Raw genomic sequence first — 12,278 nt, 5'->3', positions numbered from 1 at the left:
ACCGCGCGACTCCATGACCACGGAACGACGGTGCAGGGTGACGCAGGGGGCGTGGGCGCCGCGGTCGGTCAGGAACCGGACCGGTCGTGCGGGGCGGTGATCTTCGCGACGGCCGCGGTCAGGTTCTTCTGGACCGGTTCGGGCAGGGGGTTGCCCTTCACGGCGGTCACCACGTCCCTGGCCAGGTGGCGCAGCTTGGTGTTGGTGTTCTGGGACGCGGTGACCAGGACCGACCATGCCTCGTCCTGGTCGAGGCCGAAGGAGGCCATGAGGATCCCGCGGGCCAGATCGATGTCCGGCCGGGTCTGCAGGGCCCGCCGGAGCTGGACGACCTCCGCTCGCAGATCGTCGCGGGCGTCCTCGGACGGCGACTCGTGCTGCTGGTGGCAGGGGGCAGTGGCGCCTGAGGCCGACACGGGAGTCGCGGGCGTGAAGAGCGCGTACGTGTCGGTGAGGGCGAGCAGGCGTTCCGCGACGGGACTGGCCGCGACGAGGACGATCGACTTGCCCCGCGCCAGCGCCCGTTGCCGGGCGGTGAGCAGGACGTTGAGGGCGGAGCAGTCCCAGAAGTCGACGCCGCCCAGGTCGAGGTCGACGCCCGTGGCCGAGTTGTCGAGGGCGTCGCGCAGGCTGCGCATGAGCAGTTCGCCGTCGTCGAGGCCGAGCTGTCCGGTCACGCTGACGACCACCCGGTCCCCGTCGGGGTGGGTGAAGATCAAGAGGGGGCCGGGGGCCTGGCCGCAGTCGTCCGCTCGCGCGCGGCCGACGTCGGCGTCGGCGTCGCGTGCGGACCGGTCCGTGTAGGGAGGCTCGGGCATGACCGCCTCTCGGTGGGTTCGGGACGGGGCTCCCTGTTCCAGGGTCACCTGTCCGTATGGAAGGCGTCAAGATATGCATGAAACAAAGTTCGCGTTTTAGATTGCGTGAAAATACGGCCGTAGAATCAGGCCATGGACGGAGTGCCTGAGCCACATACCGGATGGACCTTCCTCACCAGTCATGCCCGGGTCCTGGCCGCCATCGCCGACAATCACAGCGCGCGCATCCGTGACATCGCGGCCCACTGCCGCCTCACCGAGCGCGCCGTGCAGAAGATCATTTCCGATCTGGAGCGGGACGGGTATCTGTCCCACACCCGCGAGGGGCGGGGCAACGTCTACCGGATCGACCCGAGCAGGGTTCTCCGGCACCCCGCCGAAGCCGGCCTGACCGTGGCGGCGCTCCTCGCGCTGCTGGTCAAGGACGAGGCCGACCGTCATCGCCACATGGAGGAAGCCCAGCCGGAAAGCTGAGAAGCCCGCGCGGGGGCAGGGGCGTACGACCCCCGGCCCGCCCGCCCGGCGTGTCGAACCAGCTGCCAGGGGCACTGGGAGACGATGGGCGTCCTCGGACAGCCGCACGTCGAGGCCGAGGCAGAGGCCGGGAGAGGACGCAGAGGCCGGGAGAGGCAGGGTGTCGCATGGAGCCGCGGATCACGCCGGAGCGGGCGGGCGGGGGAAGGAGCGGGGCCGCCGAGCCCGCACCCGCGCGTACGTCCGAGAGCGCGGACGGCGACGTACGACGGCGGATTCCGCGCACCGACGCCCTCCTCGGCGAACCACGTCTGGCGGAGGCGGCCCGCAGGCTCGGCACGCCCGTGGTCAAGGCGGCGGTCCGGGAGGCGCAGGCAGGGGCGCGGACCGGACGCGTCCCGCCCGACGCGGTCGCCGACGCGGCGGTCGCCCTGCTGCCCGACACGGCGGGCGGACTGCGCGCGGTGATCAACGCCACCGGGGTGGTGCTGCACACCAATCTCGGCCGGGCCCCGCTGTCCGCGGCGGCTCGGCAGGCGGTGGCGGAGGCGGCGGGTCCCACCGACGTGGAGCTGGACCTGGACACCGGCCTACGGGCCCGGCGCGGGCGCACGGCGTTGCGGGCGCTGCGCGAGAGGGTGCCGTCCGCGGGCGCGGCGCACGTCGTCAACAACGGCGCCGCCGCGCTGGTCCTCGCCGCCACCACGCTCGCCGCCGGGCGGGAGATCGTCATCAGCCGGGGGGAGATGGTGGAGATCGGGGACGGTTTCCGGCTGCCCGACCTCCTCGTGTCCACCGGGGCCCGGCTCCGAGAGGTCGGCACGACCAACCGCACCACCGCCGCCGACTACGCCGCCGCGATCGGCCCCGGCACGGGCTTCGTACTGAAGGTGCACCCCTCCAACTTCCGCATCACCGGCTTCACCCGCACCGCCGACGTCGCTGAACTCGCCGCCCTGGGCGTCCCGGTGGTCGTCGACATCGGTTCCGGCCTGCTCGCGCCGCATCCGCTGCTGCCCGAGGAACCGGACGCCGAGACCCAGCTGCGAGCCGGCGCCTCCCTTGTCACCGCGAGCGGCGACAAGCTGCTGGGCGGACCCCAGTGCGGGCTCCTCCTGGGCGAGGAGGACCTGGTGCGCACCCTGGCCCGCCATCCGCTGGCCCGGGCCCTGCGCGTCGACAAGCTGACGCTGGCCGCCCTGGAGGCCACGCTCACCGGCCCGCCGACGCCGACCGCCGCCGCGCTGGCCGCCGCCCCCAGCGCGCTGCGCGCCCGCGCCGACCGGCTCGCCGCCGCCCTGCGCGCGCACGGCGTCGACGTACAGGCCGTCGAGAGCGCGGCGACGGTGGGCGGGGGCGGTGCGCCCGGCGTGACCCTGCCCAGCGGCGCGCTGTCCCTGCCGGAGTCGTACGCGGCCGCCCTGCGCACGGGACACGTCCCGGTCGTCGGGCGGCTGGAGGCGGGGCGCTGTCTGCTCGACCTCCGGGCGGTGCCGCCGCAGGACGACGAACGGCTCGCCGAGGCGGTGCGGGCGGCCGCGGAAGGGTAGGCACCATGCGGGTCCTGGCCACCGCCGGACACGTCGACCACGGCAAGTCCGCCCTGGTCCGGGCACTGACCGGCATGGAGCCCGACCGCTTCGAGGAGGAGCGGCGCCGGGGGCTCACCCTCGACCTGGGCTTCGTGTGGACACGGCTCGGCGCGGACGGGGAGCACCTCGCCTTCGTGGACGTACCGGGCCACGAGAGGTTCGTCCCGACCATGCTGGCCGGGGTCGGGCCGGTGCCCGCGGTGCTGTTCGTGGTGGCCGCCGACCAGGGCTGGCAGCCGCAGTCCGCGGAGCACCTGGCGATCCTCGAAGCGCTGGGCGTCCGCCACGCCGTCCTCGCGGTGACGCGCGCCGACCTGGCCGACCCCGAACCCGCCCGCGCGGACGCCCTGGAACGCATGGCCGCCACCTCGCTGGGTGCCGTGCCGTCCGTCGCGGTCAGCGCGGTGACCGGCGCCGGGCTGGACGAACTGCGCCTCGCCCTGGCCCGGTTGGCGGACACGCTGCCGGACCCGCCCCCGGATGCGGACGTGCGGCTGTGGCTGGACCGGGCCTTCACCGTGCGCGGCCACGGCACCGTCGTGACCGGCACGCTCGGGGCGGGCACCCTGCGCGTGGGAGACCGGCTGGTGACGGGTGAGGGGACGGCCGTGCTGCGGGTGCGCGGTCTGCAGTCCCTGCACGAGGAGCGCCCCGCCGTGCGCGGGGTGGCGCGGGTGGCGGTCAACGTGCACGGTCCCGGGGCCGGTGCGGTGCGGCGGGGCGAGGTCCTGCTGGCGCCGGACCGCTGGCTGCTCACCGGCCTCGTCGACGTACGCATCGTGGGCGAACCCGTCGACGACCTGCCCCGCGCGGTCACCCTGCACCTCGGCACCGCGGCCGTCCCGGCGACCGTCCGCCCCCTGGGCCGGGACACCGCCCGCCTCACCCTGTCCCGACAGCTCCCCCTGCGCGTCGGCGACCGCGCCGTGCTGCGCGAACCGGGCGGCCGACGCGTCCCCTGCGGCGTCACCGTGCTGGACGTGCGCCCGCCACTGCTGGCCCGGCGCGGCGCGGCCCGTGCCAGGGCGGAGCACCTCGCGGCCATGACCGGCAGTCCGGACGGCCCGGCGGAGCTACGCCGGCGCGGGCTCGTCACGCGCTCCGAACTCCTCGCGATGGGAGTGCCGCCACCGGCCGCACCCGTCGTGGGTGACTGGCTCGCCGACCCGGCCCACTGGGCGGACCTGCGCGCCCGCCTGGTCGCCGAGGTGGACCGGTACGCGAGGGAGCACCCCCTGGACCCCGGCCTGCCCGCCGAGGCCGCCCGCCATCTGCTCGGCCTGCCCGACCGGGCCCTGGTCGACGCCCTCGCCGAGGCGCCCGGCCACCGGCGACCGGAACGCCGGCAGGGGCGGCTGTACGGCCCCGACGACCGTCGGCCGACCCTGCCGCCCGGCGTCGCCGAGGCCGTGGACGCCGTACGCCGGGACCTGGAGCGGGCACCTTTCCACGCGCCGGAGGCCGGCCGCCTGGCCGCGCTGGGCCTGAACCGCAAGGCCGTGGCAGCCGCCGTCGCGGCCGGAGCGCTGCTGCGCGTGGCCGAGGGCATCGTGCTGCTGCCGGGCGCGGACACCCGGGCCGCCACCCTGCTCGCCGGGCTGCCCCAGCCGTTCACGCCGAGCGAGGCCCGGCGGGCCCTGGACACCACGCGCCGGGTGGTTGTGCCGCTGCTGGAGCACCTGGACGCCCAGGGGTACACCGAGCGCGTGGACGACCGGCGCAGACGCTTTCGCCACGACGGGGGAAGCGGAGGCGGACGGGAATCGAACCCGCCTGCCCGAGATCCTCGGGCACCTCGGTTTTGAAGACCGGGAGGGCCACCAGGCACCCACACGCCTCCAACGGCCACCAGGCTACTCGACCAGGAGACCCGCATGACCACGACCCACCAAGCGCCCGTCCGGCTCACGCGGTTCGCCCACGGCGGCGGCTGTGCCTGCAAGATCCCGCCCGGTGAACTGGAGGGGGTGCTCGACGCGCTCTCGGTGCCGCCGGCCGCCACCGACACACCGCTCCTCGTCGGCCTGGCCACCGGCGACGACGCCGCCGTCGTCGCGCTGCCCGCGGCGGGCGGCACGCCCGCACAGGCGGTGGTGTCCACCGCCGACTTCTTCACCCCGGTCGTCGACGACCCCTACGACTGGGGACGCATCGCCGCCGCCAACGCCCTGTCCGACGTGTACGCGATGGGCGGCCGGCCGGTGCTCGCCGTCAACCTCCTGGCCTGGCCCCGCGGCGTGCTGCCGTTCGAGCTCGCCCGCGAGGTCCTGCGCGGCGGGCTGCACATCGCCACCGAGGCGGGCTGTCACGTGGGCGGCGGTCACAGCGTCGACGACCCCGAGCCCAAGTACGGCATGGCCGTCACCGGCCTCGCCGACCCGGCCCGGCTGCTGCGCAACGACGCCGGCCGGGCCGGTCTGCCCCTGTCGCTGACCAAACCCCTCGGGCTCGGCGTCCTCAACAACCGCCACAAGGCCACCGGTGAGCGCTTCGAGCAGGCCGTCGCCACGATGACCACCCTCAACCGGGACGCCTCGGCCGCGGCCCTGGCGGCCGGCGCGAGCTGCGCCACCGACGTCACCGGCTTCGGTCTTCTCGGCCATCTGTACAAGCTGGCCCGGGCCTCGGGCGTCACCGCGGTGATCGACACCGCCGCCGTGCCCTACCTCGACGGTGCCCGGGAGGCCGTACGCGACGGGTACGTCAGCGGGGGCACCCGGCGCAACCTGGAGTGGGTGGCGCCGTTCACGGACTTCGGCGCAGCCGACGCCGACACGCGGCTGCTCCTGGCCGACGCCCAGACCTCGGGCGGGCTGCTGATCGCCGGTGAGGTGCCGGGCGCGCCGGTGATCGGGGAACTGGTGCCGAGCGGGGCGCACTCCCTCGTGCTCCGGTAGCTCCGGTGCGCAGCGGGAGTTCCGTGCCGGTACAGGGTCAGAGTTCGGTGCCCGTGCGCGCGTCGATGCCCGCCCGTGCCCGGTAGGAGCGCACCAGCTCCACCGACGCCGGACCCCGGGGACGTCGGCCGGCCCGGATGTCGACGGCGAACGCCTTGGACTCCTGGATCTGGCTGTTGGGGTCCATCGCCAGGTGGAGCAGTTCGTTGGCCGCGTCACCGGTGCTGTAGCCGTTCGGCCCCCAGTGATACGGCAGCCCGACCTGGTGCAGGGTCCGCCCCTGCACGGTCAGGGGCGGCATGCGGTCGGTGACGAGCACCCGCGCCTCGATGACACCCCGCGCGCTGACGATCGTCGCCCAGCCGGTGTGCTCCAGACCGCACTCCGCGGCCAGTTCGGGAGAGACCTCGCAGAAGAACTCCGGTTGCAGCTCCGCCAGGTACGGCAGCCAGCGCGACATGCCGCCCGCCGTGTGGTGCTCGGTCAGCCGGTAGGTGGTGGCGACGTACGGGAACACCTCCGTGCCCGGATCGCCGCCGCTGGGCTGGTAGCGGTTGTCGGGGTGCGGGGCCAGCAACTGCCGGACGGGGTTGCGCTGGTGGCCGTACAGCAGGTTCCGGAACGGGGAGTCCTGCGGCTCGTAGTGCGCGGGCAGCGGTCCGTCGGTGAGCCCGGTGGGCACGTACAGCCAGGCCTTGCCGTCCGCCTGCATGATGAACGGGTCGACGCCCGACAGGGCCTCGGGCCCGGTCGCGTCCGGCGGCGGCCGGTCGCCGGGGGACTTGTCGACGTCGATGTCGGGGACGTCGTGGCCGACCCAGCGCGCCTGGTCCTCGTCCCACCACACCAGAGCCTTGCGGTCGCTCCACGGCCTGCCCTCCGGGTCGGCCGAGGCCCGGTTGTACAGGGTGCGGCGGTTGGCGGGCCAGGCCCACGCCCACTCGGCCGCCACCCAGTCCTGCTCCGCGCCGGGCTTGCGGCGCGCCGCCTGGTTGACGCCGTCGGCGTACACCCCGCAGTAGATCCAGCAGCCGCACGCCGTGGAGCCGTCGGCTTTGAGCTGCGCGTAGGACGCCAGGGGGTTGCCGTCGGCGTCGTAGCCGTTGATCTCGGCGAGGACCGCCTCGGCGTCCGGCTCGACGAGCTCGCCCTTGGTGGGGTAGTCCCAGGTCAGATCGAGCACCGGCCGGTCCATCGGGTCGCTGGAGCCGGCCAGCTTCTGCCGGATGAGCCGCCCGAGGTGGAAGGTGAACCACAGGTCGCTGCGGGCCTCGCCGGGCGGCGCGACGGCCTGGTGGTGCCACTGCAGCAGCCGCTGGGTGTTGGTGAAGCTACCGTCCTTCTCGGTGTGCGCGGCGGCCGGCAGGAAGAACACCTCGGTACGGATGTCCTCCGTGCGCAGCTCGCCCGTCTCGATCTCTGGCCCGTCCAGCCACCAGGTGGCCGACTCGATGAGGGAGAAGTCCCGTACGACGAGCCAGTCCAGGTTGGCCATCGCCAGGCGCTGCAGCTTGGAGTTGCCGTGGCCGACCGCCGGGTTCTCACCGAGCACGAAGTAGCCCTTGCAGGTGCCCTCCAGCTGGGCCATGGCCGTCTCGTACGTGGCGTGGGAGCCCGTCAGCCGTGGCAGGTAGTCGAAGCAGAAGTCGTTGTCGGGCGTGGCCGCCTCGCCCCAGTACGCCTTGAGCAGGCTCACCAGGTACTCGCGCATCGGGGCCCAGTACCCCTTGTGCGCCGCCTCCGCCTGGACGAAGGCGGACAGATCCTGTTGCCGGTGCGCGTGCGGGAGCGGGATGTAGCCGGGCAGCAGGTTGAACAGGGTGGGGATGTCCGTGGACCCCTGGATGGAGGCGTGCCCGCGCAACGCGAGGATGCCGCCGCCCGGTCGGCCGATGTTGCCCAGCAGGGTCTGCAGGATGGAGGCCGCGCGGATGTACTGCACGCCCACCGTGTGCTGCGTCCAGCCGACCGAGTAGACGAAGGCAGTGGTCCGCTCCCGCCCCGAGTTGTCGGCGACGAGCTCGCACACCTGGCGGAAGACCGCCTGCGGCACCCCGCAGACCTCCTCGACCAGCTCCGGCGTGTAACGGGCGTAGTGCCGCTTGAGGACCTGGAAGACACAGCGCGGATGGGTCAGCGTCTCGTCCCGCTCCGGCTCGCCTTCGCCCAGCGGCGGGCCGCCCGCGCCATGGGCCTCGCCGCCCCCGGCCCCCGCCACCGAGCTGCCGCCCTCGGTGCGCTTCTCGTACTCCTGGTCGCGCGCGCCGGAGGCCGCCTGGATCTCCGTGCCCTCGTACTGCCAGGTGCTGTTGTCGTACGTGCGGTGCTCGGGGTCGAGTCCGGAGAAGACGCCGTCGAGGTCCTCGGTGTCGCGGAAGTCCTCCCGCAGCAGGACGGGCGCGTTGGTGTAGGCGACCACGTAGTCACGGAAGTACCGGTCGCTTTGCAGCACGTGGTTGATGATCCCGCCGAGGAAGGCGATGTCCGTGCCCGCGCGCAGCGGCACGTGCAGATCGGACAGCGCGCTGGTGCGGGTGAACCGGGGGTCGATGTGGATCACCTTCGCGCCCCGGGCCTTGGCCTCCATCACCCACTGGAACCCGACGGGATGGCACTCGGCCATGTTCGAGCCCTGGATGACGATGCAGTCGGAGTACTGCAGGTCCTGCTGGAAGGTGGTCGCGCCGCCGCGCCCGAACGAGGTTCCCAGACCGGGAACGGTGGAGGAGTGTCAAACGCGCGCCTGGTTCTCGATCTGGATGGCGCCGAGCGCGGTGAACAACTTCTTGATCAGGTAGTTCTCTTCGTTGTCGAGCGTGGCCCCGCCCAGGCTCGCGATGCCGAGCGTGCGCCGGGTCCGCGTCTCGTCGACCTGCCACTGCCAGCCCGCCCGCCGGGCCTCGATCACCCGGTCGGCGATCATGTTCATGGCCGTGTCGAGGTCGAGGCGCTCCCACCCGGTGCCGTGCGGCCGCCGGTGGAGCACGTAGTGCTCGCGGGCGTCGCCGGTGGTCAACTGGAGGCTCGCCGAGCCCTTGGGGCACAGGCGGCCGCGCGAGATGGGGGAGTCCGGGTCACCCTCGATCTGGGTGACGCGCTCGTCCTGGACGTAGACGTTCTGGCCACAGCCCACCGCGCAGTACGGGCAGACCGACTTCACCACGCGGTCCGCGCTCGCCACCCGGGGCGTGAGCCGCTCGCTGCGCCCGCTCTTGGCCGCGGCCCCACGCCCCAGCGGGTCGGTCCCCGTGAGCTGGCGGTACACCGGCCAGGAGTCGATCCATGTGCGGACGCCCACGAGTCACTCCTCCCGCGCGGTTGACCTGCGATCGGCCGGACGCCGGCCGGGCCTGTCCTGCCGGACCGGTGCGACGTCGGTGCGGGGCCGGGTCCCGGCCCTCCTGCGCAAGATTCTCCCGCAGCCGGGTGCCCACGGCATCCGCATGAACGCCGGCATCCTTCGGTCCCTCCGTCGGTGTTCCGGGTTCCGGCCGAGCCGGAGTACCCGCCGCCCGATCATCGAAACGGGCGCCCGCGAAATGGCCGCGCGAGCGGGTCGGGCCGCCCGCGCTTGGCACGACGTCTGCCGGGCACTCGGCGGCCAGGGGGTGATCCCGTTGGCACCCGACCGCACACCGAGTGTCCTCGTCTTCGACGTCAACGAAACGCTCACCGACATGACCCCGCTCGCCGCGCGCCTTGCCGACGTCGGCCTGCCCGGCCATCTGCTGCCCGCCTGGTTCGCGGGTGTCCTGCGCGACGGAACGGCCCTGACCCTGGCGGGCACGTACGCGTCGTTCGCGGACGTCGCCCACGACGTGCTGCGCACGCTGCTCGCCCGGCACGCGCCCGCGCCGGCCACGGAAGAGGCCGTGGCGCATGTGCTGGCCGGAATGCCCGAACTGCCCGTCAATCCGGACGTACCCGACGGCATCAACGCCCTGCACACGGCCGGCCGGCGCCTGTTGACCCTGACGAACGGCTCGGCCGACACCACCCGCGCGGTGCTCGACCGGGCCGGTCTGACGGACTGCTTCGAGGCCCTCCTGGACGTCAGCCCGGCGGGAGCCTGGAAGCCCGCACCCGCCGCCTACGCCCACGCGCTGCGCACGGCGGACATGCCGGCGGGTGAGGCGATGCTGGTCTCCGTGCACCCGTGGGACGTGAACGGCGCGGCCCGCGCCGGCTTGGCGACCGCCTGGCTGCGCCGGACGGCGGGCCCGTATCCGTCGGTGATGTGCCCGGCCGACGTCACGGCCGACGACCTGCCGGACCTCGCCCGGCGACTCGCGTGACGTGACGCCCGGCGCGTCCGCCCAGCGCGTCAGCCCTCCCGGTCCCGCAGCCGCTCCCGCTGCGGTACGACCGTGTACTTCGGGTCCTCGGCGGAGGCGACCCCCGCGAGGAACACGCCGAACCGCAACGCCGCCGACCCGGTCAGCAGGGCGGCCCCGGCCAGCGCGGCGAGACGCCGCCCGCGCCGCCGCTGTCCCGCGCATCCGGCGAGCACCGCGCCACCCGCCGTGAGAACCTCCGCGGCGCGCAGCAGCGTGTGCGGCCGGCCCTCCTCGAACGGCTCGGCCACCAGCCCCATCCGCCGCTTCATCGACCGGAAGGCGCCCAGCTCCAGGGCCGCGCCGAGGACCGCCATCCGGCGGGCGGGTCCCGTCTGCGCGACGGGCGCCGCCACCAGCGAGAGTCCGGCCGCCGCGGTGGCCGCCGAGCCCGCGAAGACGAACGGCAGCTCCCGGTGTCCTTCGTGCCAGGAGGGCACCGCCGTGTCCGAGATCAGGACGGCTGTGTACGTGGCGACCGCCGGGCCGAGGACGGCGGCGGCCCCCGTGGCGGCCGAGCCGACGAGCCGGTACCGGCCGACGACGTCGCTCGCCGCGGCGGCCAGCGTCAGCGGGGCGTAGCCGACCAGCAGCCACGACCCCATGCTCATCGGGGAGGTGGGCTTGACGACCCGGAGCATGTGGAGGAAGCGGGTGGGCCGGCCCAGGTCGTGGACGAGCGCGGCCAGCGACAGGGAGATGGCGCCCGCCGCGCCGAGCTTCGCCGACCGGGCCAGGGTGGGGCGTCCGGTGGCGTGGCCCCCGGCGGCCAGCAGCGAGGAGGCGCCCGCGAGTCCGCCGAGGTAGAGGTACCCGGCGATGTCGAGGGGCCGCCAGGTCGGCGGCTTCAGGATCGGCCTGCCGTAGTACGAGGAGAACCGCGCGTCGGGCACCATGGCCCGTTCGCCGCGGCCACGGCGGCGTCGGGGGCGCCCGGAGTGCGCCGCGCCGGGGGTGTCTCCTCCGGGCTCCGCGTCCCGAGGGCTTGCGGTCATCGTGGCCTCCGGGTCATCGTGGCCTCTTGAGGAAACTGGCGACGGCCAGCGCGCCGAGCGACACGGCGGCCATCGCCGCGTGCCGCCACATGTCCGGCAGGTCCCGGGTGGTGACCACCGGGTCGGGCGGCAGCCCGTAGACCTCCGGCTCGTCCAGCAGCAGGAAGAACGCGCCGTCGCCGCCGACCCCGTCGTCCGGGCTCGCTCCGTACAGGCGGGCGTCGGTGACACCGGCCGCGTGCAGCCGGGCCACCCGGTCCGCCGCCCGGTCCCGCAGCTCCTCCAGCGGGCCGAACTGGATGGAGTCCGTCGGGCAGGCCTTGGCGCAGGCCGGTTCCATGCCGGCGCCGAGCCGGTCGTAGCACAGGGTGCACTTCCAGGCGCGCCCGTCGTCCCGGCGCTGGTCGATGACGCCGTAGGGGCAGGCGGGCACGCAGTAGCCGCAGCCGTTGCAGATGTCCTCCTGGACGACGACCGTGCCGAACTCGGTGCGGAACAGCGAACCCGTGGGGCACACGTCGAGGCAGGCCGCGTGCGTGCAGTGCTTGCAGACGTCCGAGGACATCAGCCAGCGCAGTTCGGTACGCCCGTCGGGCTGCACCGGGGAGATCTGTCCGGCCGCCGCGGCCGGGGGAGCGGTGTCGAGGCGGCGGGCGGCGTCGAAGACGTTGACGGCCTCGCCGACAGTGGTGCGCTGCTCGATGAAGGCCACGTGGCGCCAGGTGTCGGCGCCGAGGCCCTGGGTGTTGTCGTAGGACATGCCCGTCAGCTCCAGGCCGTCCTCGGGGACCGCGTTCCACTCCTTGCAGGCCACCTCGCACGCCTTGCAGCCGATGCACACGGAGGTGTCCGTGAAGAAACCCATGCGCGGCGGGGCGTCGGCGTACCCGGCCGCGCCCGCCACATCCGGCTGTGGACCGTACAGCTGATTGCCGTGGGTCATGGCCAGACCTCCGTCTGCCGCCCGCTGCGCCCGGGCCGTCACCGTCAGCGCTCCGCTTCGAGCCTGACACGGGTGCCCGGGCCGCGCGCGCTCGAAACGGCGGCGAGGAGAGGGCGGAGGAGAGACGGGAGGAGAGACGGGGGAGGGATCGGAGGAGGGATCGGAGGAGGAACCGCACGAGACACCGAGCGCCGGGCTCCCCGGCCGAGCCTGCCTCCGCAGAGC

The 12,278-nt window shown here is 74.1% G+C and carries 8 protein-coding genes, 1 tRNA gene and 1 pseudogene; 5 read left to right on the top strand and 5 right to left on the bottom strand.

The features are described 5' to 3' along the window. Positions 1 to 68 precede the first annotated feature (68 nt). Positions 69 to 818: an ANTAR domain-containing protein gene (locus tag ACWGKT_RS45365; RefSeq protein WP_453278323.1), complete on the bottom strand. Its 750-nt coding sequence runs from the start codon at positions 816 to 818 to the stop codon at positions 69 to 71. A gap of 132 nt (positions 819 to 950) precedes the next feature. Here ACWGKT_RS45365 and ACWGKT_RS45360 point away from each other — a divergent pair, with 132 nt between their 5' ends. The 3 genes and pseudogenes from ACWGKT_RS45360 to ACWGKT_RS45350 form a co-directional block, all read left to right on the top strand. Further along, positions 951 to 1,292, top strand: coding sequence for a helix-turn-helix transcriptional regulator (locus ACWGKT_RS45360; RefSeq protein ID WP_356155451.1), 342 nt, complete (start codon positions 951 to 953; stop codon positions 1,290 to 1,292). Between the two features lie 167 nt (positions 1,293 to 1,459). Next, positions 1,460 to 2,842 (top strand): L-seryl-tRNA(Sec) selenium transferase, encoded by a 1,383-nt coding sequence (gene selA, locus ACWGKT_RS45355; RefSeq protein ID WP_453278322.1) that lies wholly within the window; start codon positions 1,460 to 1,462, stop codon positions 2,840 to 2,842. Positions 2,843 to 2,847: 5 nt separating this feature from the next. Next, positions 2,848 to 4,548: pseudogene (locus tag ACWGKT_RS45350) on the top strand (GTP-binding protein); the annotation flags it as partial. An 82-nt stretch (positions 4,549 to 4,630) separates the two neighbouring features. On the opposite strand, the gene ACWGKT_RS45345 reads toward ACWGKT_RS45350, so the two are convergent. Next, positions 4,631 to 4,724: transfer RNA gene (locus ACWGKT_RS45345), tRNA-Sec, on the bottom strand. 34 nt (positions 4,725 to 4,758) lie between these two features. Here ACWGKT_RS45345 and selD point away from each other — a divergent pair. Beyond that, positions 4,759 to 5,781, top strand: coding sequence for a selenide, water dikinase SelD (gene selD / locus ACWGKT_RS45340; protein ID WP_453278321.1), 1,023 nt, complete (start codon positions 4,759 to 4,761; stop codon positions 5,779 to 5,781). Positions 5,782 to 5,818: 37 nt separating this feature from the next. Here the strand turns inward: selD and fdh are convergent, their stop codons facing one another. Beyond that, the gene (gene fdh, locus ACWGKT_RS45335; RefSeq protein WP_453278320.1) at positions 5,819 to 9,079 is read right to left on the bottom strand and encodes a formate dehydrogenase; all 3,261 of its coding nucleotides are present in this window, start codon (positions 9,077 to 9,079) and stop codon (positions 5,819 to 5,821) included. Between the two features lie 319 nt (positions 9,080 to 9,398). Here fdh and ACWGKT_RS45330 point away from each other — a divergent pair, with 319 nt between their 5' ends. Then, a complete protein-coding gene (locus ACWGKT_RS45330; RefSeq protein WP_453278319.1) occupies positions 9,399 to 10,076 on the top strand; it encodes a haloacid dehalogenase type II in 678 nt (225 codons plus the stop codon). 29 nt (positions 10,077 to 10,105) lie between these two features. Here the strand turns inward: ACWGKT_RS45330 and nrfD are convergent, their stop codons facing one another. Both nrfD and ACWGKT_RS45320 read right to left on the bottom strand, forming a co-directional pair. Then, positions 10,106 to 11,011 carry an NrfD/PsrC family molybdoenzyme membrane anchor subunit gene (nrfD, locus tag ACWGKT_RS45325; RefSeq protein WP_453278333.1) on the bottom strand — a complete coding sequence of 302 codons (906 nt, stop codon included), beginning with the start codon at positions 11,009 to 11,011 and terminating at the stop codon, positions 10,106 to 10,108. A 112-nt stretch (positions 11,012 to 11,123) separates the two neighbouring features. Then, positions 11,124 to 12,053 (bottom strand): 4Fe-4S dicluster domain-containing protein, encoded by a 930-nt coding sequence (locus tag ACWGKT_RS45320; protein ID WP_453278318.1) that lies wholly within the window; start codon positions 12,051 to 12,053, stop codon positions 11,124 to 11,126. Positions 12,054 to 12,278 lie beyond the last annotated feature (225 nt).

This window comes from Streptomyces sp. NPDC054794, assembly GCF_053611585.1.
Note: the sequence above shows the minus strand (reverse complement) of the source record. Positions and strands in the feature narration are given on the sequence as shown.

Coding starts and splice junctions, on each gene's coding strand:
- ACWGKT_RS45365 (WP_453278323.1), bottom strand. CDS start 818: ATGCCCGAGCCTCCCTACACGGACCGGTCCGCACGCGACGCCGACGCC.
- ACWGKT_RS45360 (WP_356155451.1), top strand. CDS start 951: ATGGACGGAGTGCCTGAGCCACATACCGGATGGACCTTCCTCACCAGT.
- selA (WP_453278322.1), top strand. CDS start 1,460: ATGGAGCCGCGGATCACGCCGGAGCGGGCGGGCGGGGGAAGGAGCGGG.
- selD (WP_453278321.1), top strand. CDS start 4,759: ATGACCACGACCCACCAAGCGCCCGTCCGGCTCACGCGGTTCGCCCAC.
- nrfD (WP_453278333.1), bottom strand. CDS start 11,011: ATGGTGCCCGACGCGCGGTTCTCCTCGTACTACGGCAGGCCGATCCTG.
- ACWGKT_RS45320 (WP_453278318.1), bottom strand. CDS start 12,053: ATGACCCACGGCAATCAGCTGTACGGTCCACAGCCGGATGTGGCGGGC.